Source organism: Bacillus alveayuensis (genome assembly GCA_030812955.1).
GTDB classification, from domain to species: domain Bacteria; phylum Bacillota; class Bacilli; order Bacillales; family Aeribacillaceae; genus Bacillus_CB; species Bacillus_CB alveayuensis.
Genome location: JAUSTR010000016.1, coordinates 1 through 22,028, shown reverse-complemented (window position 1 = coordinate 22,028; position 22,028 = coordinate 1). Strand labels below are relative to the sequence as shown.

Genomic DNA, 22,028 nt, shown 5'->3' with positions numbered 1-22,028 from the left:
GAAGTATCCTACCCTTTTTTCAATATTAAAAGTTTACTAACCGCACACTATAAAAACGCATCGCTTTTAGATTGCCTTTTACCTCGAAAATTCCTTTTTCGATCAGCTTCCTTAGCCGATACTCTAAAAACTCGTCCCCTACATATTGATCTAAATGTCCCAACACTTGTCCAATTAATCTCGCAGATTTCATAAATTCCTGTGCCACCATTTCGTGATGAAGTTTTTTTGCCATAATAATAATATATGGGTCATAGTAATCAACTGATACGCTATGAATTTTTCCGTTCCCCCAAAGCCTCAGTTCTTCACGATTTTCAGCAAGAGTACACCATTCCTTTTCTAAATCATCTCTTTCATGTTGTGAAAGTGGTGGTTTATTTTTGCTATGTTCATATATAAGTTGAAGCTTCTCAGGAGGAATTTCACCAGAGTGCAAGACGGTATATTTTACTTTTCGATGATTAAAAAGTTTCCTGTACACCTTTGTAGTATTGATAACGAAAATATCATGGTTTCGATCCTTTAATAGATGAAGAACAAATCGTAACCCTGTCTGCTCGTGGGAATTTTCAGCCGTCCATATCGTAACTGGCACACCTTCCGGAATGGTTAATATTTCGTTCATCGTCTTTTGAAATCTTTGTTTATATTCATGAAACTCATCATATTCATTATTGATATTTTTTCTTATCCATTCAAATCTCAATTCTTTTCCAGCCTCTTCATGCAGACGCCAAACTGGACCAATCGAGAACACATCCCAAAATGAGATAATATTTTCCCCTTTCGTTACCCCCATATCCTTTAGTGCTACCTTTAAACTACCTGCAGGTGAAGCACCAAAAAGAATATGCACGTTCCGAAATGTTCCTTCTTTGTTCCTTTCGGATTGTTCATTTACATCAAAAATCATCGTGTAAATCCTTCTTAGGTCATCTATAAACTCATTCTCTGAATATTTCGTCTCCTTCAGAAGATTGACTCTATATAAAATATATAACAGTAATGACTTCGCTTCTTCTTCTCGTAAATCTTTAATGATTTTTTTTAATTTTTCTATTTTCATTTTATTCCTCCTCAACAACGAAACGTAATTACTTTTCCCTTTTCTTATTATTCTTTTAGTATCTATCATGATAGTACGGCTACCTGAAAACTTTTATCGAAAATGAAGTTTAAAAACTTATATTGGACTTCTACAAAACTTTTTTTAATCCTTCTCTTACGCTAAATGCTCTTTATAGTAAAATAACAGTAAAAAAGTGTAAACGTCTCACAATAGTGAGGAGAGGGATATTATGAAATTTTTTACAAAAGACTGGTATAAAGAAATGCAAATACATGGTTTTTTAGTTTTTCCTGAAACGAAGGAAGAGTGGGATGGGACAATCGCATGTTACAAAGAGGAAGGAATAGACAAGAAGGTGATTCCATGCTTGGCATAACTGGTTATGGCGTTTATTTACTGTCATCTATACTCATAAACTTAACGCCTGGTACAGACACAATGTTTATTATAAGCCGCAGCGTTTCTCAAGGGAGAAAAGCGGGTATTTACTCAGTACTTGGCATTTCAACGGGTGTTTTCATTCATACGCTTTTCGCTGCCTTTGGCCTTTCTATTATTTTGGCCGAATCCATCGTGTTGTTTACAGCCATTAAATTCATTGGAGCGGGTTATTTAATCTACCTTGGCATCAAAATGGTGTTTCAAAAGACATCGCTCCATATCGATTCCACACCTGAACAAGAGGTAGAACTAAAAAAGATCTATTGGCAAGGTGTTATCACAAATGTAACAAATCCAAAAGTCGCTTTATTCTTTATATCCTTTCTCCCGCAATTTGTGTTAACGGATCACCACTTTGGTCCGGTCCCTTTTTTGATACTCGGCATTTCGTTCATTATTACCGGTACCATTTGGTGCTTTATCGTTGCTTATTTTGCTTCTACCGCTACGAAAAAACTACGAGAAAATACAAAAATCTCCAAACTTTTAAACAAACTAACAGGGATTGTCTTTGTATGCTTGGGGGTTACATTATTGAAAGCAAAAGCAGCCTCATAAAGCTTGGGGTAAATGGTTCAGTTGTAGGGACTGACCATTTAAACCCGCTAATCCCCATCCAAAAAGATAAGCGTGCTAGGCAAAACACCGCTAGCACGCATTTTTTTACTATTAAATGAAGGATGTTTTCGTAAACTTTGTTGCGCTTTTCGACTGTCTATGAACTGAATAAAGTACGTGGTCGGACAAACCTCATTTGTCCGACCATCGACTTTTGTTCGGTTCACATCACGCTTGCAAGTGACATAGCAAGCGTGTCGCTTGCCTGACAGTCGAAATGCTATAGTAAAGAAACAATCTTTGCGAAAAATGCCTAAATGAAACATCGTTTCTCATAACAGTAATAAACAGTGTTCCTTAAGTAGACTAAGAACTTATCCATATCATTGGAAAGGACTCTTTTAGTAAATGTTAAAAAGTATGAGCTAAATCTTTTGCTCGTGCAATGGCCTTCTCTTTAATTTCTTCTGCTTTATCAGGCATGGCTGCATGTCCTTCAACAAATAAGCCTTCAAAAGAAGGAACGCCAAAGAATTGCATAATTGCTTCTAGATAACGGTGTCCCATTTCCATTTGAGCTGCTGGACCTTCTGAATAAATGCCTCCACGGGCTTGAATATGTAATGCTTTCTTATCGGTTAAAAGCCCTACTGGTCCTTGTTCAGTGTATTTAAACGTTTTACCAGCAACAGCAACGGCATCAATATAAGATTTTAGGACTGGCGGGAATGAAAAATTCCACATAGGTGTTACAAAAATATATTTATCCGCAGAAATAAATTGGTCACATAACTCTGAAAGTCGACCAACTTTCGCTTTTTCTTCATCAGAAAGTTCTTCAAATCCTTTTCCAGATTGAAGTTTTCCCCAACCACTAAATACATCAACATCTATTTGAGGAATATTTTCTTTATATAGGTCGATATGCACGACTTCATGATCTGGATTTACTTCTTTGTAAGTATCAATAAATGCTTTACCTACTGCCATGCTGTAAGATTGAGTTTCATCAAGTGGATGAGCCGTGATGTACAATACTTTTGTCATTTTTTTACCTCTCCTTTTAGATGTGTAGATATTTTAGTTTGTGTAATAAACTAAAAATTATACATTTTTATTTAAAATATCTTTGATTCAAGATGATTTTAATTGATGTTACTTTGTATTTCAAATAATATGCCTTAAACATATTAAAAAAAGATATGTTTTATGAAACCTGTTAAACCATAATGTTGTGTGATCAAATATTATATGATTTTATTAAAGGTTCTTTAGAAACGCAAATGATCATATTGTAAAATATATATGGAAAAATGTAATATATATGTTACGATGTTAGTGTAATGAGGTGACGGACAAATGAATAACACCGTAAAAATTGCCCGGATTCAAGCGAACTTAACGCAGCAAGAACTAGCGGAAAAAACAGGAGTGACACGGCAAACAATTAGCTTGATTGAAAAAGGAAAGTATAATCCTACATTAAAATTATGTTTGGAAATTTGCTATGTCTTAAACAAAACATTAGATGAATTGTTTTGGGTGGAAAGGGAGAGTGAAAATGATGAAAAAAATCACAGATGAACGATTGCTTATAAAAAATTTAAAAAATATCCGGATAGCGTTTGTGATCCAATCGGTGGGGATTATAGGAATTTTACTTTACGATGCTATTACGAAAGGCATTACCAGCATGACTCATCAACCTTTATGGATTGTATTTATGATTACGTCCATTGTTTTAGGGTATTTGCAAATGAGTATTTCTATAGATTACGAAAATCCAAGCAAAAAAGTAAAACCTAGTACTTATTTCAAAGGATTGTCTGCCATTTTAGGAATTAGTATCGTGATCGCTTTCCTAGTTTATTTAAGCCCTGAAAGCGGCCTTAAAGAGTCAAACATAGTTGGTATTGTCCTCTTCTTATCCATGCTCGCTCCTTATTCATACATTTACTATTTAAGAAAAAAGAAATATGAAGATGAAGAAGATGAATAAAAGTATAATTAACAGCGGCGCATCCATGTATTTGGAGGCTTCATACAAATCAAAATCTGAAATAAATAATATAGCCGTGAAGAACAAAAATAATGAAAGTCCCGCACCAGCTAACTTCTCCGTTACATAAGAAAGAGCTTTACAAATATTGCTTGATAAAAATATCAATTCGATCACAACCTTACCATTTTTTTTATTATATCATTGTATTTTCGTTCATTTTCTCTTTACATTGACGTTGCGTAAAGGATTATGATGATAATGTCAGGAGGTGAAGCGATGGAGTATACAGTCAATCAACTCGCGAAATTGGCTGGAGTAACAGGCAGAACGTTGCGATATTACGATGAAATTGGCATTCTGAAGCCGGCGAGAATCAATTCGTCTGGGTATCGCATCTATGGACAAAAAGAAGTTGATAAGCTCCAGCAAATTCTCTTTTACAGGGAGCTTGATGTTGATTTGGAAACGATCAAAAAATTGTCAACTCACCATCCTTTGACGGCATCAAGGCATTAAAGGAACACCGCAAAAAACTTCTGGCAAAGCGCAGGCATTTAAATTTATTAATAGCGAATATTGAGAAAACAATAGCAGCTCAAGAAGGGAGGATCACGATGAGCGATAACGAAAAATTTGAAGCTTTTAAACGAAAGCTGATTGATGAAAACGAAAAGAAATATGGGAAAGAGGCAAGAGCCAAATATGGCGAAGAGATCGTCAACAAATCCAATCAAAAATTGAAGGAAATGACGGAGAAGCAGTATGCTGAGGTGAACAAGCTGGGAGAAGAGGTTTTGAACGTACTGAATGAAGCGTTTTTAACAGGAAATCCAGCAGGCGAATTAGCACAGAAAGCCGCCGACCTTCATCGCCAATGGTTAAGCTTCTTTTGGACTCATTATACGAAAGAAGCACATAGAGGAGTAACGCAAATGTATGTCGAGGATGAAAGGTTTAGAGCTTATTATGATCAAAAACATCGTGGAGCCGCTGAATTTTTAAGAGATGCCGTGCTGATTTATACTGGGATGAACATCAAATAAAATTCCTGAAATTTCCCTAAAAAGTTCAGAAAAAATCAAAAGCAATTAAAGTAAACGGTGTCTTTTTATTTTTTTGCATCATTGATGCCCGCTAATGCTACAATTATACTTGTAGAGAAGGGAGGGCACTAATATGTGTGGCAGATTTACCCTTACGATAGATGAAAATAAAGTCTTAGATCGGTTCAATGCTGTAAAAGCAAACGATTTTGAATATGTAAGACGTTACAACATTGCTCCCAGCCAAGCTGTGTTAGCCATTGTCAATGACGGTGAAAAAAACCGTCTAGGTCAGCTTCGTTGGGGTTTAATTCCTTTTTGGGCTAAAGACATTAAAATTGGTTATAAAATGATCAATGCTAGGGCTGAAACACTGGCCGAAAAACCGGCTTTTAAACATGCTTTTAAACGGCAGCGTTGCATTATTCCTGCAGATGGATTTTATGAATGGAAAAAAGCATTAAAAGGAAAGCAGCCGATGAGGATTAAATTGAAATCAGATGAGGTTTTCGGTTTCGCAGGGCTGTGGGATCGATGGAAATCACCTGAAGGGACCGTTATTCACTCCTGCACCATCATTACTACAGAGCCAAACGAGCTAATGGCAGATATTCATAACCGGATGCCGGTGATTCTCCGAAAAGAAGACGAAGAAACTTGGTTGAATAGAAGTATTGAAGACAATGATTTGCTACACGATCTTTTGAAGCCATTTCCAGCTGATGAGATGGAAGCCTATCAGGTTTCCACACTGGTGAATTCGCCGAAAAATGACGTGCCTGAATTGATCAAAAAGATTTGATTTAATTCCTCACTAACACGCTTTAAAGTTCCCAAATTAAATAAAGAGGTTCATCCGTTCGATTATTCATCTAACGCTCCTGTTATCTTAAAAAATTATGTCCTCTTCAGTTTGTAGACAAAGTCTATATAAAAGAAATTTTTCAGACTGAATGAAAACTTATGTCTCTAGGCACGAGCCCGATGAGGAGCGGAGTTACCACATACGGTAATGAAGCGCACGATGCGGGCGAAGTAACAAAGAATGCGAGCGTTTGCGGGCAGTCTGAAGAGGACAAAAAATTATGTCCTCTTGAATGTAGTTAAAAAGATTTTTGATTTTGTAAAGTTACGATTACAACACCTGCTATAATTAACATACCACCAATAAAGAAGTTAACGTCTAACTTTTCATTTAGCAAAAGCCATCCTAAGAAAGCACCTACGAGTGGCTGGAAAAAGAAAAACAATGAACCTATTCCAGCATCCATAAGTTCCATTCCTTTATTCCAAAGAAAAAAAGCCCCAGCAGTTGAAACTATCCCAAGATAAATAACCCCTAAAATGATTAAAATATGTTGATAATATACATCATGTAATTGAAGTTCCCATATCATTAATGGTGTTGTAAAAACCATTGCAAATAATACTGCATAAGTAGTTATGGCTAGTGACGAAAAACGCTTTGAAGCAACTTTTACATAGACTGATAATAACGCCCAAGTAGCTGCGGCTCCCACTAGAATGGTACTACCTAAAAGATAGGTTCCAACATTTTTATCCCATCCAATTACAATGACTACACCTAAAGTTGCTAATAACACCGAAATAATCTTTCGAACAGTAAACTTTTCCTTTAATATAAGCCTTGCGAAGATGACAATAAATGCAGGTGTAGCCGATGTAATTAACGCTCCTGTATGTGCATTAGATAACTTTGTACCAATGAATTGTAAAGCAATTGATACAAAATAACCTATAAAACCAATCCAGGCTATAAGTAACCAATCGCGTTTCTTTAAAGTTACTCGATTTTTATTTTTTATCTGAACGATTTTTAATACGACAAACAAAAAAACAAGAGCTATGACATAGCGTAACCATAATAACGTTAAAGGTGGAATGAAATCTAAAACATATTTGCTAACTACATACATGCCGCCCCACATACTTGCGGCTAAAGATAAAAATATTGCTCCAAGTAAATTTTGTTTCATCGTATAATACCTCCGTCTTTAAAAAAAGGGATTTTAAAAAATTTCCCCTAAGACGAGGCATGATTTTTATATTCGATATTCATCCCTCGACTTAGGAATGAATATCTGGTTGATCATTTTCGAAAATATCTAAATATAACCCCATTTTTTAATCCCCCTACAAATTGCATTTTCTCAATTTTAACACATTTTTCACTTAGAATTGATTATTTTAGGTAACAAATAGTGTAACATATCCCCTTTTTCTAAAGAATATTCCATCAACCAATTATATCCTTGTTCATAATATTTTTGGTCGAAATCTTCAGTACATTTGTCTAAAACAATGATTGCATTAGAATCATCATTATTAGGAATACTGCCATCTTTAAATACACAGAAAAATTTTGAAAAAAGTTAGAAACCTCTTCATACTCGCTCACATCTAATTGATATGTATGTAGAAAGCTTTCATTATCCATTGACCGGTGCCGGGGAAGTATTTTGACGGGCGTTCGCATACGGCTACTATTGGGCTGTTGGCTCCTTAATTGAGTTGCAAAAACGCATGACATTTTTTCGTGTCATGCGTCTTTTGATAAGCCGTGATGTATTATTTCCGCCAAAAATTCGTATATTCTGCTTTATCCTGAATATTAAATTCAATCATTTTCTCAAGTAATTCGTAATCTACCAGCTTATTCCACGGAATTCGAAACAAGCCTTTGGTAGCTGTGTAGCCAGCTTGTGCAATGTCATCGGCAAATTGCGCAATGCCTACTTGTTCGGGTGAAACGCTCAAATGATGCTTCGCTGTGGAAAAGCCGATGATAAATGTGCCGTGATCAGTAAATATTGGCATATTCCACTTGATTTGCGGTTCCAAATTTGGGAATTTATTAGCAACCCACGCCAAAATTTCCTCTGTTCGGTCGCGGTGGTCGGGGTTATCGATACCTGCTAAATATTTTGCAAAAACTTCCATGTTGTTCCCTCCTAAAATAAAAAATTATGTCGTTCAAAGAAGTTCCTCAAACCCATTTGTCGTTAAAACTCCTCACAGAACCGCTCAGACACGTTCTTAAACAACACCTATTTCCAACTATATATTTTACAACCGGGATAGTCAAAATGGCTTATTAGGTCAAAAATTTCTGTATGAGTAAAATGTTTGTGGGAGGAAGTTAAGTCCTCTTTCATGTGGTTCAAGGGGGAAGCAAAATAGAGGCAAAAAGGATTCTCTTCCTGTAAGGTGATAAGTGCCACCCCATCACAAAGGAGGTCAGAGAGTCCTATGCAATAATTTATCACAGGTGGGCAAACATGAAAAGAGTTAGAAATGGAATTGTTTTGGATGTTGCAAAAAACCTATGGGGAAATGCTTCAACAGGTACTAGAATGTCTGGATGAAGAGCTAGCGAAGCAACGAGATAAAAAACGCTATTACCTAAAAGATAAACGAACGGTACGCATCCAGACGCTCTTTGGGGAGGTGGAGCTCCGACGCAATTACTATTTGGATCGAGAAAAAGGCGTGTATACGTGCTTACCAAAAAACTGGTGATACTTCGCGCCAACTTTTGTAAGTTTACTTCCTTCCTCTAAAAAGACAATGAAATGATGAATATAGATTGAGAATTATTTGAGGGCATCATTCAAAAATTGATCGTTGAAGAAGGACAGTTTTTTCTTGAGCGACCGAGTAGTAAATTCTTTCTAAGGTCGAATACGGAATCTTTTGTTTTCGACTTACATCTTGTATAGTTGTATCCTGACATAATTCAAATAAGTATTCACGATACTCTATTTTTATGTGGCACTGATAAATCCTAATATTTTATAATGTTCTAACCATGAATCAGATTCTCTTTGTGTTGAATAATTTTAGTGAAGATCAAGTGATGTATTCTTACCACGAACAAAAAATACTCAAACTGTAAATAGGAAATTTGGAGAAATATTCTCCCTATAGTTATATATAAAATTCAGGCTTCAATTCATTGGAAATAGAACAAGAACCCCTAAATGGGGTCCATGTTCGTTTCCTGTTTGAACTAACCAGCACAACAGGAGAGTTTGCTTACATCTTTGTCAAAGGTTAAAGCTGTTAATTTCAGCCCTTCGGTCATCGTTAAGTACGGGGCGAGGGTTTCACGTAAATCTTCGACGGTTAATCCAAATTTCACAGCTAATGTCGCCGCGTAAATGACTTCTCCAGCGTTTTCCGCCACGACGTGAACGCCTAATACCTTCCCTGTTTTCGCTTCGACCACTAGCTTAAACAATCCTGTTGTTTCACGGTTTACAATTGCTCGTGGCACTGCATCAAGTGGCAATGTCGATGTTTTAACTTCTATCCCTTTTTGTTTCGCTTGTTCTTCCGTTAACCCTACCGACGCAACGGATGGAGTAGTAAATGTAACAGATGGAACAACTTCTAAGTTAACTTTTCGGTTCAATCCTCCAATGGCATTATCCGCCGCAATCCCGCCTTGATAGGCAGCTACATATACAAACTGCGGTCCCATTGTTACATCGCCCGCTGCATAAATTCTTGGGTTTGATGTCCGCAAATAGTCATCGACTTTAATTTCCCCACGGTCTCCAATTTCCACCTTCGCCGCTTCAAGATGAATGGAGGAGATATTCGGTTTCCGCCCCGTCGCAATCAACAATTGCTCGGCATCGATCGTTTTGATTTCTCCATTCATCGAGAAATAAACACGTTTCATGTTGCCATGCTGCTTGATCCGTTCAAAGGCAACACCAGTAATCACATTGATTCCTTGTTTAGTGAGTGCCTCTAAGACAGCCTGCGAAATTTCCGGATCATAGTTTTTCAAGATTCTTGGGCTGCGTTGCATGAGTGTTACGGTGACGCCAAGATGGTGAAACAGTTGTCCAAGTTCCATTCCAATATAACCAGAACCGATGACCACAAGGCTTTTCGGCAACTCCTTTAACTGTAATAAGGAAGTGCTTGTTAAATAATCGACATGTTCTAATCCTTCAATGTCAGGAATGGCTGGAGAAGCACCTGTCGCAATTAAAAATCGTTGAGCGGTCAGTAGCGTTCCATTTATTTCAATCGTTTTCTCATCAACAAATTTCGCTTCTCCATGAATCAGTTCAAACCCATAGTCATCGATTAAGTCGACGTACTTTTGCTGTCGCATTTTCTTTACTAACACATCTTTTTGTTCGATTAATGTCTGCAAATGAACAGGACCTGCTGAAGTCGTTAGTCCGTCGAAAGGGTGGTGTCCTGCTAAATAATTGATTTCCCCGGCGCGCAGCATTGTTTTCGATGGAACGCAGCCGATATTGACGCAAGTGCCGCCAATCGTTCCACGTTCAATCATCGCTACTTTCGCACCGTACTCAACTGCTTTGATCGCTGCAGAAAAGGCAGCCGCACCAGAACCAATTACAATAAAGTCATAATCATAATTATCTTCAGCTTCAAGGGCAGAACTTTCTTGCTGATGAATAGCTTCAGCTTCACCTGCCTTATAATGAGCCTTATTCACAGCTCCTTTAGCTTTATCAATATCTATATGTTCTGGCAATTCAAAGATGGCTTCCCCGCGTCGAAAATTCGCTTCTACATTTTCGGCACCAATGGTGGACAGCGCCTCCTCTACATGCCTTTCACAGCTTGTACATGTCATTCCTTCGATAGATAAACGATATTTACGGTTTGGCATTCTTCATCCCCCCTATCTTTTATACTGTATGTTACCTTACCGATGCAATTTTGTATTATTTGTCCGTCTGAGTATCTGGTCGTTCAAAAAACTAAATCATTTAATACTTATTCGGCATATGCAAGCCAATATATCGTTTTTTTTTCACAAATACGAGTAATTCAAATTCGGGAACATTATGTTTTTCCTCATACCTTATACCGCGGTACAATTCAAAAGTCTACGAATAGCTATCGTTGCTCCACCAACAATCAAGATAAAGAGTATGCCCGCAGTTATCCAGCTATTTGCTATTGTTCCCAAAATAGCGCTAATGCTAGTTGCACCAAATAGGGTGAGAAGAATGGGTCCTCCACAGCAAACAAGAGGGAGGAGAGCCAAAACTCCGAAAGCAGCTAGCATGGACTTAGAACCATTTTCCTCCATTTTTATGCTCCTTTCTTTCGTTCAGGATTTCATTAATTTCATTAAAATATTTTTGGAACTGCCACCTTCCTGAAAACACATTACTCCTCTAATAACACTTCGATAATGGGGCAGTTGTAGAGATTCTCTTTATTAGGACAACATTCTTTTAACTGATGAAGCATTTTTTCGATTCGAATTAAATCTTGAATTTTGGATTGAACTTCCTCTATCTTTTGCACAACAAAATGATACATATCCGTACACCTGTCACTGTCCTTATCTACAATACCTAGCAGCTTATAAATTTCCGCTAATGTAAAACCTAACTCCTGCATGCGTTTAATAAACTTTATTCTTCTAACCGTTTCCTCGGTGTACATTCTGTATCCAGTATCCGTCCTTGTTGGTTTTGGGATTAACCCCTTCCGTTCGTAATACCGAATCGTTTCCTTATTAATGTTGCATTTCTCAGCAACTTCACTAATCCAATAATGACCCATGTAACCACCTCGCATAAATAGTATAAACACTGTACTATAGTACAGGGTCAAATCAATTTTGAAGTTTTTATAGCTTATTAAACTCTACTCTACCCGTTAATTTATGAAGAAGTTTAAGCAACTTTTTGTCACTCATTACTTTTGTATATTTAACAACATTGTTAGTTCTTAAACAAATTAAACACCTTTTTTATCACTTTACACTAAAAAATATAGCCTCTAACGCTAAAACGTTAGAGGCATAACTTTACTCAAATAGTCGCTCTAAAAACCTTTTTAATTAATCAAAAACGAGTATACAACTTTTTTGTTGAGTATTCGACTTTTTTGTCACTTAACAATTTATCCACCTAACACCCTCATATTACTCAACTGTCACAGATTTCGCAAGGTTACGCGGTTTGTCAACGTCACAGCTGCGATGAAGGGCTGCATAGTATGCGATCAATTGAAGCGGAATGACTGAGATCAATGGTGTTAAATCTTCATTCACTTTTGGCAGAACGAAACGATCGCCTTCCTCCTCTAAACCTTTCATTGAGATAATGCATGGATTTGCACCACGTGCAACAACCTCTTTCACGTTTCCGCGAATGCTTAAGTTAATATGCTCTTGTGTTGCAAGGGCAATTACAGGTGTACCGTGCTCAATTAAAGCGATCGTACCGTGCTTTAATTCACCGCCAGCAAATCCTTCTGCCTGAATATAAGAAATTTCTTTAAGCTTTAAGGCTCCTTCAAGACCTACATAATAGTCAAGTGTGCGTCCGATGAAGAAGCAGTTGCGTGTTGTTGATAAGTATTCCCGTGCAATGGTATCCATTTCTTCTTTTTGATCACATAATGTTTCCATTGCATTCGCAATGATACCGAGCTCTTGCATTAAGTCAAAAGATAAAGCCTTGCCGTTCGCTTCAGCTATAACAGCCGCTAAAATCGCTAAAACCGCTATTTGAGCCGTATAGGCTTTAGTAGAAGCAACTGCTATTTCAGGACCCGCATGTAAAAGTAATGTATAATCCGCTTCACGAGAAAGTGTAGACCCTGGTACATTTGTAATCGTTAAGGCTTTATGACCTAGCTCCTTTACCTGTACAAGTACAGCACGGCTATCTGCTGTTTCACCACTTTGAGAAATGAAGATAAATAATGGTTTTTCTGAAAGAAGCGGCATGTTGTATGAGAATTCACTAGCTACATGAACTTCAACTGGAATTTCCGCCCATTTCTCAATAAATTGTTTACCAACGAGACCAGCATGATAGCTTGTTCCACAAGCAACGATATAAATGCGATCCGCTTCATTTACTGCGTTAACAATTTCCGTATCTACATTTAATTGGCCGTTTACATCTTGGTATTTTTGAATGATTTTACGCATAACAAGCGGCTGCTCGTCAATTTCTTTTAACATGTAGTGAGGATATGTTCCTTTTTCAATATCACTTGCATCCAACTCAGCAGTATATGGTGCTCGTTCCACAATTTCACCATTTAATTTTTTAATCGTTACATGGTCGCGAGTAACGATCACCATTTCTTTATCCATCAATTCAACAAATTGATCCGTAACTTGAAGCATTGCCATCGCATCGGATGCGACAACGTTAAAACCTCCTTGACCAAGACCGACAAGCAACGGACTTTTATTTTTAGCTACATAAATAACATCTGGATTTTGTTTATCAATTAATGCAATGGCATAAGAACCTTTTAATAACGTTAGAGTTTGACGAAAAGCTTCTTCAACTTCTACATGCTGATTCACAAAATGTTCAATAACTTGAACGATCACTTCTGTATCTGTATCACTTCTTAATTCAACATCTTTTAAATATTCGCGTTGAAGATGCAAGTAGTTTTCAATGACACCATTATGCACAATTATAAAACGGCCAGATGCGCTTTGATGTGGATGGGCATTTATTTTACTTGGAATCCCATGCGTCGCCCAACGAGTATGACCGATTCCGACTGTTGATGAAACAAACTCATCCACACTTTCACGAAGTTTAGCAATACGACCTTTTTCTTTAAAAACATGTATATCGTTTCCATTTAAAACCGCAATTCCTGCTGAATCATAACCGCGATATTCTAGTTTTTCTAAACCGCGTAATAAAATTTCTTTACAATCTTGTTGTCCAATATAACCAACTATTCCACACATACGATCGTTCTTCCTCCCATTCATCGAAGGGACGCCGAAAGCTTGGTCATTGGGGACATATTCTACGAAGCAAAAAACTTTCAGCTGTCCCCTCACTCATGTTATCTATATTTTATTTCTGGCTACGTCTATCCCTTTGTCCAAAGAGTCGCCTCTTTGTTTTAAGGACTAGACTTAACGGTTGTAACCAACAACCGGGAGGCATCCGCCGAACGTTCGATAACCTCCACCTCGTCAACTAAGCAAATCCCGTCCATGCTTAGTTCAGGCGCTTTATATGAAATGGATTCCACGATCCTCCCTTCCTTTTCTTTACTAAACAATGAAGATTTTACAATATAAACAAAGAAAACGTCAATTATTTTTTTATTCATCCATTATTAATATATGTATACAAATATTTCAATGTTACCTTCAAACAAGGCAATTTTATCTCTCTTAAACTTCAGCCATTAAAAATTCATTCTATGTTTTGTAAACAAGATACGACTTACCGTCATAATAAAAAACGAGGAACGAGCCCTCGTTTTTTAATCTTGTCCCATTTCATCTCGGATCACTTGAGCAATTTTCTCCACGTAATGACGGCATGCTTCTTCAGTCGGTGCTTCTGCCATCACACGCACTAATGGTTCTGTCCCTGATGGGCGAACAAGGATACGGCCGTTCCCATTCATTTCTTTTTCTACTTCCTCAATTACCGCTTTTACACGGTCATTTTCCATGACTTTATGTTTATCCGCAACTTTCACATTTACTAAAACTTGTGGGTATTTTTTCATTTCATTTGCAAGTTCCGATAACTTTTTGCCTGTTATTTTCATAATGTTCACGAGCTGAATGGCCGTTAATAATCCGTCACCTGTTGTATTGTGATCAAGGAAAATGATATGGCCAGACTGTTCGCCTCCTAATATATAATCATTTTTTTTCATTTCTTCAACAACATAACGGTCGCCTACTGCTGTTTGAACACTCTTTATTCCTTGAGCTTCGAGCGCTTTATAGAAGCCTAAGTTACTCATCACAGTAGATACAACGGTATCATTCTTCAATAACCCTTGACTTTTTAAATATTTTGCACAAATGTACATAATTTGGTCGCCATCAACAATTTCACCATTTTCATCTATTGCAATTAGACGGTCACCGTCACCATCAAACGCTAAACCAACATCTGCTTCCTTTTCTTTAACAAATGCTGCAAGTGTTTCTGGGTGTGTCGAGCCAACTCCATCATTTATATTTAAACCGTTTGGAGATGTTCCAATCGTTGAAACATCAGCATCTAAATCCGCAAATAAATGAGTTGCTAGGGAAGATGTAGCACCATGTGCACAATCTAACGCGATATGTAAACCAGTAAATTCTTCATCTACTGTTTGTTTTAAGAATTGCAAGTATTTTTGGCCACCTTCGAAATAGTCACTCACTTGACCTAGATGAGCTCCTACAGGACGAGGTAATGTATCCTCCTCTAAGCCCATTAAAGCCTCTATTTCTGCTTCTTGTTCATCAGATAGTTTAAAACCATCTGGGCCAAAAAACTTAATTCCGTTGTCTTGAACGGGATTGTGCGAAGCGGAAATCATGACACCTGCTTCAGCGCCAAGTGCTCTCGTTAAATAAGCTACCCCTGGTGTAGAAATCACACCTAGTCTCATAACTTCTGCTCCAATAGATAATAATCCCGCTACTAGCGCCCCTTCTAACATATGTCCAGAAATACGTGTATCACGGCCTATCAAAACTTTTGGACGTTCCTGATCCTTTGTTAACACATAGCCTCCACAACGTCCAAGCTTAAAAGCCAACTCTGGTGTAAGCTCACTATTTGCAACTCCTCTTACACCATCAGTGCCAAAGTATTTTCCCATGGATCATCGCTCCTTTACAAAATCTTCAAGATGACTGCAAAGTTTGATCTTGATCTATTTCTTCTTCAACGATATCATTTGGTGAGATTTGGACCGTAACTTCTTCCTTCGAGAGTGTCCATGTAATATTTTGCGGACCGTTTACTTGAACTTTTACTTGATGTTTTCCTGTTCCTACGTCCGCTACGTTCACAAATAGCTCGAAATCAGATTCCTTTAGATTTTTCAATGCATTTTCTGTTCCCTTAACTTGTACATCAAGCTTTGCTGTTTCAGGATCAATAAACGTTATCGTTTGATTGTCATTTAAACCGACTGCTTTTATCGGGAGATCTTTGAAAGAAACTTCTTCTTGATTATCAACCTCTATTTTTATTTGGACTTTTTCAGGACTAATTTTCGTAATACCTTCTTGTTTCGGTATTTCAACTTCTAATGTTGTATCACCTTTTATTTTGCTTAAATCAACGGAAACACCATCAATAACGTCCAATTGATTTAAAACCTCTTCCGATCCATAAACAGTGACTTCATTCGGAACAACAGAAATGTTTGAAATGCTCAAGCCTTCTGGAAGTTTCCCTTCTTTTTTCACCTGAATCGGTATGGACTTACTTGGACTAATGACTGGAACTGTAATCGTTACTACAGAAGGCTCGATTTCAACAGGTAAAATATTTCCGTTTTTATCATATACCGCGACATTCGATTCTTGCTTAAGGGTTTCGCTTACGTTTTCTAAGTTTACACGAGCTTTGACTAGTGCAATACTATCAATATCTTCCCGTGCACCAGTAATTTTTACTGTATTTGGTTGAACGATTGCTTCCTCAATGCTATATCCTTCTTTCATTTTATTTTTGTTAATAAAGTCAACCTCAACCGGAAAATCTTCTGTAACCTTTTCGTGAATACTTACGGTCACTACAGAAGGATAAATATTAACCTCCAATTGATCGGATATATTTTTTTGCTTTAATTGCACACGGTGCGTTCCAACAGGATAATTGCGCAAATCGATGTATATCTCGAAATCCTTTACCTGTTTTGTTTTCGTTAAAATACTTGTTGGACCTTCTAATGTTACCGTAACCGTTTGCGGGATTCCTCTAACAACAAATTTATTTTCATCGTAATACACTTTCACTGGAATCTCTGTGAGTGTTGCAGAATCCGTAGCCGTTGCAGCTGGAAAGAATGAGCTACCTGGTTTGTTATTAGAGGTAGGTGATTCTATGTTTACAGATGCATATAACAATAAAGCAAACAATAAGGCCATTATTCGTATAAACCAATGATTATTCATTAATTTATCCATTCTTTTTTCCCCTCCACTGCCAACGGCTTGAGGAAGCTGTTTTTGTATGACTAAACTCAGATTCCAGCATATCATTTAATTGTTCTAATGATAAATCGCGGTGCAACTCGCCATTTTTCGCAATCGATATACTTCCAGTTTCTTCAGAAACAACCAATGTTATGCTATCCGTCACTTCACTAATTCCAACAGCTGCGCGGTGACGTGTCCCAAGTTCTTTTGAAATAAAAGGGCTTTCAGATAATGGTAAATAGCAGGCAGCTGCTGCAACCTGATTTTTCTGAATAATTACCGCTCCATCATGTAACGGGGTATTTGGAATGAAAATATTGATGAGCAGTTCAGAAGATATGCTTGCATTAAGTGCAATTCCCGTCTCAATATAATCTCCCATACCAGTTTTTCGTTCTATTGATAGCAACGCACCTATTCTCCGTTTTGCCATATATTCAGTTGCCTTCACAATCGCTTCAATCATTTTTAGTTGCTCATCATCTTCATGGTTAGTACTCCTAGAAAAAATTCGCCCTCTACCAAGTTGTTCAAGAGCTCTGCGCAGCTCAGGCTGAAAAATGATAATGATTGCTAAAAAACCCCATGTTAGTGCTTGGTCCATTAGCCATTGCAGAGTATTTAAGCCTAAATATTGACTTAAGATTCTTACTACAATAATGACGGTAATCCCTTTTAAAAGCTGAACCGCTTTTGTGCCACGAATGACCATGATCAATTTATAAATAACGTACCAGACAAGGAGTATATCAATGATATCGCCGAGGTAATGTAATACAGGAAAATCCCCTAAGGCCATTTCTTTTTCCTCCATTATTCAATCCATCCATAACTCTCTTATTATAACATAACTAATGATAAAAATGCCCATAGATAGTAAGAGGTCATCTAAACAGATGACCTCTACTCACTAAACACGTTAACGATCTCTTTTGGCAACGATTTAATTTTATACCATAACCATTCAAACAATTGGTTGATTTCTTCTATTTCACCTGTTACTTGCCCAGCAGAGGCTAAATATTGATTTCCGTTAATAACGGTAACGTTGCCTTCTACTTTTCCTTCTACTTTTATATCTCCATTTCGAACGACAATATCCCCTTTAATCGTTTCACCTTCTGGGACAATTACTGTATGATTTTCAACTATTAATTCATCATATTTCGTCACACTAAATTTGTTGTCTGCTTGATAAGAATTAAATAAACTGCCTGACATTAACAAGATAAATAACGAAGCAGCAATGAAAAATGGATGGCTTCTGATCCAACGGTTGAAGCTAACCGTCCGTTTTTCCTTCGGCAAGCTTTTCATCACATTTGCTGTAAAGTGATCTGGTGCTTTAATATGAGAGGTGCTTTTTACTAATGCTATTGCTTTTTCTAGCTCTTGGTAGTGCTTCATACAATCATTGCATTGATGCAAATGCTTTTTCAAGCTTTGTTCTTCTTTTGCATTTAGTTCGCCATCCATGTACTGATGAATTTTTTCAGCAATATGAGGACAATTCAAATTTCTCACCCCAATCCTTATAAATGTCGCAGTTGCTTTCTTAACGCTTCCCGCCCACGATGGATTCTTGTCTTTACTGTACCGATTGGAACATTTAATATTTCTGATATTTCTTGTAACGATAATTCTTCAATATATTTTAATACGATGACCGATCTGTATTTTTCAGGAAGTTTTAAAATTTCTTTTTGAATAGTATCTTGAATCTCCATTGATTCAAGTTCTTCTTCTGGTAATAAATCATTTGAGGCAATTTGTGAATACATTGTTAATCTTTCTGTTCCAGATAACTCGGCGTCTAAATAAAAGTCAGGCTTCTTTTTTCTGATCCGATCAATGGATAAGTTTGTAGCAATTCGGTAAAGCCACGTAGAAAACTTCTTTTTCGTATCAAAAGAGTGAATGTTGATAAAAGCACGAATAAATGCTTCTTGAGCAATATCCTCTGCTTCATGCGCATTTCCTAACATTCGATAACATAATTGATAAATCTTATCTTTATAAAGATCAACAATGTCAGCAAATGCGTCTTGATCACCTTTTTTAATTTGTTTTATCCTTTTTCTTACTAATGCTTCCATTTTTTCAACCTCCGCATTTGCGGGTATCTATTATACGCACGGGTTTCAGTAAAAGTTTCATTTTTGACACATAAATTCATTTTAACAAAAATTAGGGGATTTTGGTGATCATTTTAAGGAAAAATTATAGCCGGCATGATCGTATGAGTATATCAAAAAGGTTGCCCCATCGAGACAACCTTTTGACTAATGTATCTCATAGTAGTTTTTCTCCGAATAAAGACCCCATTAAAGCAACAGCGACATTAGCGGTTTTATTTTTCTCATCTAATATAGGATTCACTTCAACAAATTCACATGAAGTAATCATTCCTGCCTCTGATAACATTTCCATTGCTAAATGACTCTCACGATAACTAATTCCACCAATAACCGGAGTACCGACACCAGGAGCATCGTGAGGATCAAGTCCATCTAAGTCCAACGATAAATGAACTCCATCTGTACCACGTTTTTGTAAATAAGATATCGCATTCTCCATTACTTTTGCCATCCCCAACCGATCGATTTCATGCATTGTAAATACTTGAATTCCTTTTTCTTTAATTAATTTTCGCTCTCCTTCGTCTAAAGAGCGCGCTCCGATCATAACAATATTTTCTGGTTTTACTTTAGGAGTATAGTTAGCAATATTCGTTAACCTTGGATCGCCAATTCCAAGACTAACTGCCAAAGGCATACCATGAATATTTCCAGAAGGAGATGTTTCTGCAGTATTTAAATCACCATGGGCATCATACCAAATAACCCCTAAGTTTAAATAATGTTTTCCAATACCTGCTAAGCTGCCAATTGCAATACTATGATCTCCCCCTAATACAAGAGGGAAAGTACCACTTTGTATGACTTGATCAACTTTTGCCGCTAATCTCTCATTCGCTTCTGCTACCGCTTTCAAATTTCTCAAATTTCCGATATTTTCTTCATCACTTCGCTCTGCTCTATCAATTTCAATATCTCCTAAGTCTTCAATTTCATAGCTTAAGCGCTCAAGCCTTTCAACAATCCCAGCATAACGAATTGCACTTGGCCCCATATCAACCCCGCGTCTTGTCTGCCCTAAATCCATCGGTACACCAATAATGGAAATTTTCTTAAACTTCATACGCTCACGCTCCTTCCTCATTATCATTATTTTACAAAGAAAGGAAATCATGACTCAACTCGACAAAAAAATGTATAAATATACGGTGAGAGCCTTACTTAATATTAGAAAGACACTTTAGACCAACAGTAATATTTTAATTATGCTTTCTATATTATTGTCAGTATTTTGAACCAAGAATCTTCATGGAAATATTTAAAGCGCATGCAACTGCATTCTTTTCCCTTGTTTCTGGTCCATTCAAGGATAAAGGAATGGGAAGGTTTACGTGTTTTTTACTCTAAAATGTGTGTATAGACCTCAACAATTGTGATAGAGTCTGTTTTAAAATATTAAAAAATCCTTCATCTAAAAAGATGAAGGATTACCGTATGGAGCCTAGCGGGATCGAACCGCTGACCTCCTGCGTGCAAAGCAGGCGCTCTCCCAGCTGAGCTAAGGCCCCAAATAAAAAAAACAATTTCTTTATGGTATTATGGAGCGGAAGACGGGATTCGAACCCGCGACCCCCACCTTGGCAAGGTGGTGTTCTACCACTGAACTACTTCCGCAACAAGTGAGCCATGGAGGATTCGAACCTCCGACCCTCTGATTAAAAGTCAGATGCTCTACCGACTGAGCTAATGGCTCATACTTTTTTGGCTGGGCTAGCTGGATTCGAACCAGCGCATCACGGAGTCAAAGTCCGTTGCCTTACCGCTTGGCTATAGCCCAATGAAAAACATCTCAATAAAACATCCTTAAATAAGCAATAAGAATCAATATCACAGGATGATTTACATGTTTGGATAAATGAACATTTTTAAATAAGATTAATGGTGGAGGGGGACGGATTCGAACCGCCGAACCCTGAGGGAGCGGATTTACAGTCCGCCGCGTTTAGCCACTTCGCTACCCCTCCATATGATTCACCAGTGCCGGCGAGAGGAATCGAACCCCCAACCTACTGATTACAAGTCAGTTGCTCTGCCAATTGAGCTACACCGGCCTAACAAAGGAATAAAAAAGGAATATATTTTGAAATTCTCATTCGTCGTCCCGATTTCAGTAAGCTTACTCTAGAAGCGGCTCTATCGGAACGCTGATGCCTTTTCATCGATGCTTATTCACCGTGCTCTACCAATTGAGCTACACCGGCATTGAATGGTGGAGGATGACGGGATCGAACCGCCGACCCCTTGCTTGTAAGGCAAGTGCTCTCCCAGCTGAGCTAATCCTCCATGGTGACCCGTACGGGATTCGAACCCGTGTTACCGCCGTGAAAGGGCGGTGTCTTAACCACTTGACCAACGGGCCATTTCTCACAGTTTATAAGCTTCCAACCGGGCTTGAACCGGTGACCTCTTCCTTACCATGGAAGTGCTCTACCAACTGAGCTATGGAAGCATGGCTCCGCAGGCAGGATTCGAACCTGCGACCGTTCGGTTAACAGCCGAATGCTCTACCACTGAGCTACTGCGGAAAGATGGAAAAGCATTTCGAAAAATTGAGTTATATAACTTTTTTAAATTCCGCCCAAGTCTCAGAAAGATCAAGCAAGTAGCGGCTCGACTTGTGCGCTGAAGCCGTTGCTTCGAAGCGTATTCGTACGTGCTCTACCACTGAGCTACTGCGGAAAGATGGTACATTTTAAAAAATTAAGTGTTAATGCCTGGCAGCGTCCTACTCTCGCAAGGGAAATCCCCAACTACCATCGGCGCTGAAGAGCTTAACTTCCGTGTTCGGTATGGGAACGGGTGTGTC

General features: G+C 37.7%; 19 protein-coding genes, 10 tRNA genes, 1 rRNA gene and 1 pseudogene. 7 read left to right on the top strand and 24 right to left on the bottom strand.

Annotated features, from left to right (window positions below; translation table 11 throughout):
• Window positions 1-25: 25 nt before the first annotated feature.
• Window positions 26-1,069 carry a DUF1835 domain-containing protein gene (locus tag J2S06_RS12715; RefSeq protein ID WP_419152536.1) on the bottom strand — a complete coding sequence of 348 codons (1,044 nt, stop codon included), beginning with the start codon at window positions 1,067-1,069 and terminating at the stop codon, window positions 26-28.
• A 232-nt stretch (window positions 1,070-1,301) separates the two neighbouring features.
• Here J2S06_RS12715 and J2S06_RS12710 point away from each other — a divergent pair, with 232 nt between their 5' ends.
• Both J2S06_RS12710 and J2S06_RS12705 read left to right on the top strand, forming a co-directional pair.
• Window positions 1,302-1,448: a DUF4085 family protein gene (locus J2S06_RS12710; RefSeq protein ID WP_419152535.1), complete on the top strand. Its 147-nt coding sequence runs from the start codon at window positions 1,302-1,304 to the stop codon at window positions 1,446-1,448.
• A complete protein-coding gene (locus J2S06_RS12705) occupies window positions 1,436-2,071 on the top strand; it encodes a LysE family translocator (RefSeq protein ID WP_419152534.1) in 636 nt (211 codons plus the stop codon). The genes J2S06_RS12710 and J2S06_RS12705 overlap by 13 nt, the downstream gene beginning before the upstream one ends.
• 411 nt (window positions 2,072-2,482) lie before the next feature.
• Here the strand turns inward: J2S06_RS12705 and J2S06_RS12700 are convergent, their stop codons facing one another.
• Window positions 2,483-3,118, bottom strand: coding sequence for an FMN-dependent NADH-azoreductase (locus J2S06_RS12700; RefSeq protein WP_044748968.1), 636 nt, complete (start codon window positions 3,116-3,118; stop codon window positions 2,483-2,485).
• Window positions 3,119-3,430: 312 nt separating this feature from the next.
• Here J2S06_RS12700 and J2S06_RS12695 point away from each other — a divergent pair, with 312 nt between their 5' ends.
• From J2S06_RS12695 to J2S06_RS12680, 4 genes and pseudogenes are all read left to right on the top strand, one after another.
• Window positions 3,431-3,655 carry a helix-turn-helix transcriptional regulator gene (locus J2S06_RS12695; protein WP_044748967.1) on the top strand — a complete coding sequence of 75 codons (225 nt, stop codon included), beginning with the start codon at window positions 3,431-3,433 and terminating at the stop codon, window positions 3,653-3,655.
• Window positions 3,633-4,070, top strand: coding sequence for a hypothetical protein (locus J2S06_RS12690; RefSeq protein ID WP_052659381.1), 438 nt, complete (start codon window positions 3,633-3,635; stop codon window positions 4,068-4,070). The genes J2S06_RS12695 and J2S06_RS12690 overlap by 23 nt, the downstream gene beginning before the upstream one ends.
• Before the next feature lie 279 nt (window positions 4,071-4,349).
• Window positions 4,350-5,116: pseudogene (locus J2S06_RS12685) on the top strand (MerR family transcriptional regulator).
• 133 nt (window positions 5,117-5,249) lie between these two features.
• On the top strand, window positions 5,250-5,918 hold the full coding sequence (locus J2S06_RS12680) for an SOS response-associated peptidase (protein ID WP_419152533.1): 669 nt from the start codon (window positions 5,250-5,252) through the stop codon (window positions 5,916-5,918).
• Window positions 5,919-6,219: 301 nt separating this feature from the next.
• Here the strand turns inward: J2S06_RS12680 and J2S06_RS12675 are convergent, their stop codons facing one another.
• The gene (locus J2S06_RS12675) at window positions 6,220-7,113 is read right to left on the bottom strand and encodes a DMT family transporter (RefSeq protein WP_419152532.1); all 894 of its coding nucleotides are present in this window, start codon (window positions 7,111-7,113) and stop codon (window positions 6,220-6,222) included.
• A 592-nt stretch (window positions 7,114-7,705) separates the two neighbouring features.
• The gene (locus J2S06_RS12670) at window positions 7,706-8,077 is read right to left on the bottom strand and encodes an iron chaperone (protein ID WP_419152531.1); all 372 of its coding nucleotides are present in this window, start codon (window positions 8,075-8,077) and stop codon (window positions 7,706-7,708) included.
• Between the two features lie 354 nt (window positions 8,078-8,431).
• Here J2S06_RS12670 and J2S06_RS12665 point away from each other — a divergent pair, with 354 nt between their 5' ends.
• Window positions 8,432-8,656, top strand: a complete 225-nt coding sequence (locus tag J2S06_RS12665) for a UPF0236 family transposase-like protein (protein ID WP_419152530.1) — start codon at window positions 8,432-8,434, stop codon at window positions 8,654-8,656.
• 490 nt (window positions 8,657-9,146) lie between these two features.
• Here the strand turns inward: J2S06_RS12665 and merA are convergent, their stop codons facing one another.
• The 20 genes from merA to rrf all read right to left on the bottom strand — a co-directional run.
• On the bottom strand, window positions 9,147-10,799 hold the full coding sequence (merA, locus tag J2S06_RS12660; protein ID WP_419152529.1) for a mercury(II) reductase: 1,653 nt from the start codon (window positions 10,797-10,799) through the stop codon (window positions 9,147-9,149).
• A 506-nt stretch (window positions 10,800-11,305) separates the two neighbouring features.
• Complete coding sequence (gene merR / locus J2S06_RS12655) at window positions 11,306-11,707, bottom strand: Hg(II)-responsive transcriptional regulator (RefSeq protein WP_338206228.1); 402 nt, start codon at window positions 11,705-11,707, stop codon at window positions 11,306-11,308.
• 364 nt (window positions 11,708-12,071) lie between these two features.
• A complete protein-coding gene (gene glmS / locus J2S06_RS12650; protein WP_419152528.1) occupies window positions 12,072-13,877 on the bottom strand; it encodes a glutamine--fructose-6-phosphate transaminase (isomerizing) in 1,806 nt (601 codons plus the stop codon).
• Between the two features lie 530 nt (window positions 13,878-14,407).
• Window positions 14,408-15,754 (bottom strand): phosphoglucosamine mutase, encoded by a 1,347-nt coding sequence (gene glmM, locus J2S06_RS12645; RefSeq protein ID WP_044894231.1) that lies wholly within the window; start codon window positions 15,752-15,754, stop codon window positions 14,408-14,410.
• 25 nt (window positions 15,755-15,779) lie between these two features.
• Window positions 15,780-17,072 (bottom strand): CdaR family protein, encoded by a 1,293-nt coding sequence (locus tag J2S06_RS12640; RefSeq protein WP_419152527.1) that lies wholly within the window; start codon window positions 17,070-17,072, stop codon window positions 15,780-15,782.
• A complete protein-coding gene (gene cdaA, locus J2S06_RS12635; RefSeq protein WP_419152556.1) occupies window positions 17,065-17,883 on the bottom strand; it encodes a diadenylate cyclase CdaA in 819 nt (272 codons plus the stop codon). Before cdaA ends, J2S06_RS12640 begins: the two co-directional genes overlap by 8 nt.
• 104 nt (window positions 17,884-17,987) lie before the next feature.
• Window positions 17,988-18,599: a zf-HC2 domain-containing protein gene (locus J2S06_RS12630; RefSeq protein WP_419152526.1), complete on the bottom strand. Its 612-nt coding sequence runs from the start codon at window positions 18,597-18,599 to the stop codon at window positions 17,988-17,990.
• Window positions 18,600-18,616: 17 nt separating this feature from the next.
• Entirely contained in the window at window positions 18,617-19,180 is a 564-nt protein-coding gene (gene sigW / locus J2S06_RS12625) for an RNA polymerase sigma factor SigW (RefSeq protein ID WP_044894228.1), read from the bottom strand.
• 196 nt (window positions 19,181-19,376) lie between these two features.
• Window positions 19,377-20,285, bottom strand: a complete 909-nt coding sequence (gene rocF / locus J2S06_RS12620) for an arginase (RefSeq protein ID WP_419152525.1) — start codon at window positions 20,283-20,285, stop codon at window positions 19,377-19,379.
• A 372-nt stretch (window positions 20,286-20,657) separates the two neighbouring features.
• Window positions 20,658-20,730 (bottom strand) — tRNA-Ala (locus J2S06_RS12615).
• Window positions 20,731-20,761: 31 nt separating this feature from the next.
• A tRNA-Gly gene (locus J2S06_RS12610) sits at window positions 20,762-20,836 on the bottom strand.
• 6 nt (window positions 20,837-20,842) lie between these two features.
• Window positions 20,843-20,915 (bottom strand) — tRNA-Lys (locus tag J2S06_RS12605).
• A gap of 9 nt (window positions 20,916-20,924) precedes the next feature.
• Window positions 20,925-20,999, bottom strand: a tRNA-Gln gene (locus tag J2S06_RS12600).
• A 102-nt stretch (window positions 21,000-21,101) separates the two neighbouring features.
• Window positions 21,102-21,186, bottom strand: a tRNA-Tyr gene (locus J2S06_RS12595).
• Between the two features lie 14 nt (window positions 21,187-21,200).
• Window positions 21,201-21,273 (bottom strand) — tRNA-Thr (locus tag J2S06_RS12590).
• A gap of 156 nt (window positions 21,274-21,429) precedes the next feature.
• Window positions 21,430-21,505 (bottom strand) — tRNA-Val (locus J2S06_RS12585).
• Between the two features lies 1 nt (window position 21,506).
• A tRNA-Glu gene (locus J2S06_RS12580) sits at window positions 21,507-21,581 on the bottom strand.
• 17 nt (window positions 21,582-21,598) lie between these two features.
• Window positions 21,599-21,671: transfer RNA gene (locus J2S06_RS12575), tRNA-Thr, on the bottom strand.
• Between the two features lies 1 nt (window position 21,672).
• Window positions 21,673-21,747, bottom strand: a tRNA-Asn gene (locus J2S06_RS12570).
• A 187-nt stretch (window positions 21,748-21,934) separates the two neighbouring features.
• A 5S ribosomal RNA gene (gene rrf, locus J2S06_RS12565) occupies window positions 21,935-22,028 on the bottom strand; the annotation flags it as partial.

What these genes read in the sequence shown, in the direction of transcription:
- J2S06_RS12715 (WP_419152536.1), bottom strand. Translation starts at nt 1,069, where the DNA reads ATGAAAATAGAAAAATTAAAAAAAATCATTAAAGATTTACGAGAAGAA.
- J2S06_RS12710 (WP_419152535.1), top strand. Translation starts at nt 1,302, where the DNA reads ATGAAATTTTTTACAAAAGACTGGTATAAAGAAATGCAAATACATGGT.
- J2S06_RS12705 (WP_419152534.1), top strand. Translation starts at nt 1,436, where the DNA reads ATGCTTGGCATAACTGGTTATGGCGTTTATTTACTGTCATCTATACTC.
- J2S06_RS12700 (WP_044748968.1), bottom strand. Translation starts at nt 3,118, where the DNA reads ATGACAAAAGTATTGTACATCACGGCTCATCCACTTGATGAAACTCAA.
- J2S06_RS12695 (WP_044748967.1), top strand. Translation starts at nt 3,431, where the DNA reads ATGAATAACACCGTAAAAATTGCCCGGATTCAAGCGAACTTAACGCAG.
- J2S06_RS12690 (WP_052659381.1), top strand. Translation starts at nt 3,633, where the DNA reads ATGATGAAAAAAATCACAGATGAACGATTGCTTATAAAAAATTTAAAA.
- J2S06_RS12680 (WP_419152533.1), top strand. Translation starts at nt 5,250, where the DNA reads ATGTGTGGCAGATTTACCCTTACGATAGATGAAAATAAAGTCTTAGAT.
- J2S06_RS12675 (WP_419152532.1), bottom strand. Translation starts at nt 7,113, where the DNA reads ATGAAACAAAATTTACTTGGAGCAATATTTTTATCTTTAGCCGCAAGT.
- J2S06_RS12670 (WP_419152531.1), bottom strand. Translation starts at nt 8,077, where the DNA reads ATGGAAGTTTTTGCAAAATATTTAGCAGGTATCGATAACCCCGACCAC.
- J2S06_RS12665 (WP_419152530.1), top strand. Translation starts at nt 8,432, where the DNA reads ATGGAATTGTTTTGGATGTTGCAAAAAACCTATGGGGAAATGCTTCAA.
- merA (WP_419152529.1), bottom strand. Translation starts at nt 10,799, where the DNA reads ATGCCAAACCGTAAATATCGTTTATCTATCGAAGGAATGACATGTACA.
- merR (WP_338206228.1), bottom strand. Translation starts at nt 11,707, where the DNA reads ATGGGTCATTATTGGATTAGTGAAGTTGCTGAGAAATGCAACATTAAT.
- glmS (WP_419152528.1), bottom strand. Translation starts at nt 13,877, where the DNA reads ATGTGTGGAATAGTTGGTTATATTGGACAACAAGATTGTAAAGAAATT.
- glmM (WP_044894231.1), bottom strand. Translation starts at nt 15,754, where the DNA reads ATGGGAAAATACTTTGGCACTGATGGTGTAAGAGGAGTTGCAAATAGT.
- J2S06_RS12640 (WP_419152527.1), bottom strand. Translation starts at nt 17,072, where the DNA reads ATGGATAAATTAATGAATAATCATTGGTTTATACGAATAATGGCCTTA.
- cdaA (WP_419152556.1), bottom strand. Translation starts at nt 17,883, where the DNA reads ATGGCCTTAGGGGATTTTCCTGTATTACATTACCTCGGCGATATCATT.
- sigW (WP_044894228.1), bottom strand. Translation starts at nt 19,180, where the DNA reads ATGGAAGCATTAGTAAGAAAAAGGATAAAACAAATTAAAAAAGGTGAT.
- rocF (WP_419152525.1), bottom strand. Translation starts at nt 20,285, where the DNA reads ATGAAGTTTAAGAAAATTTCCATTATTGGTGTACCGATGGATTTAGGG.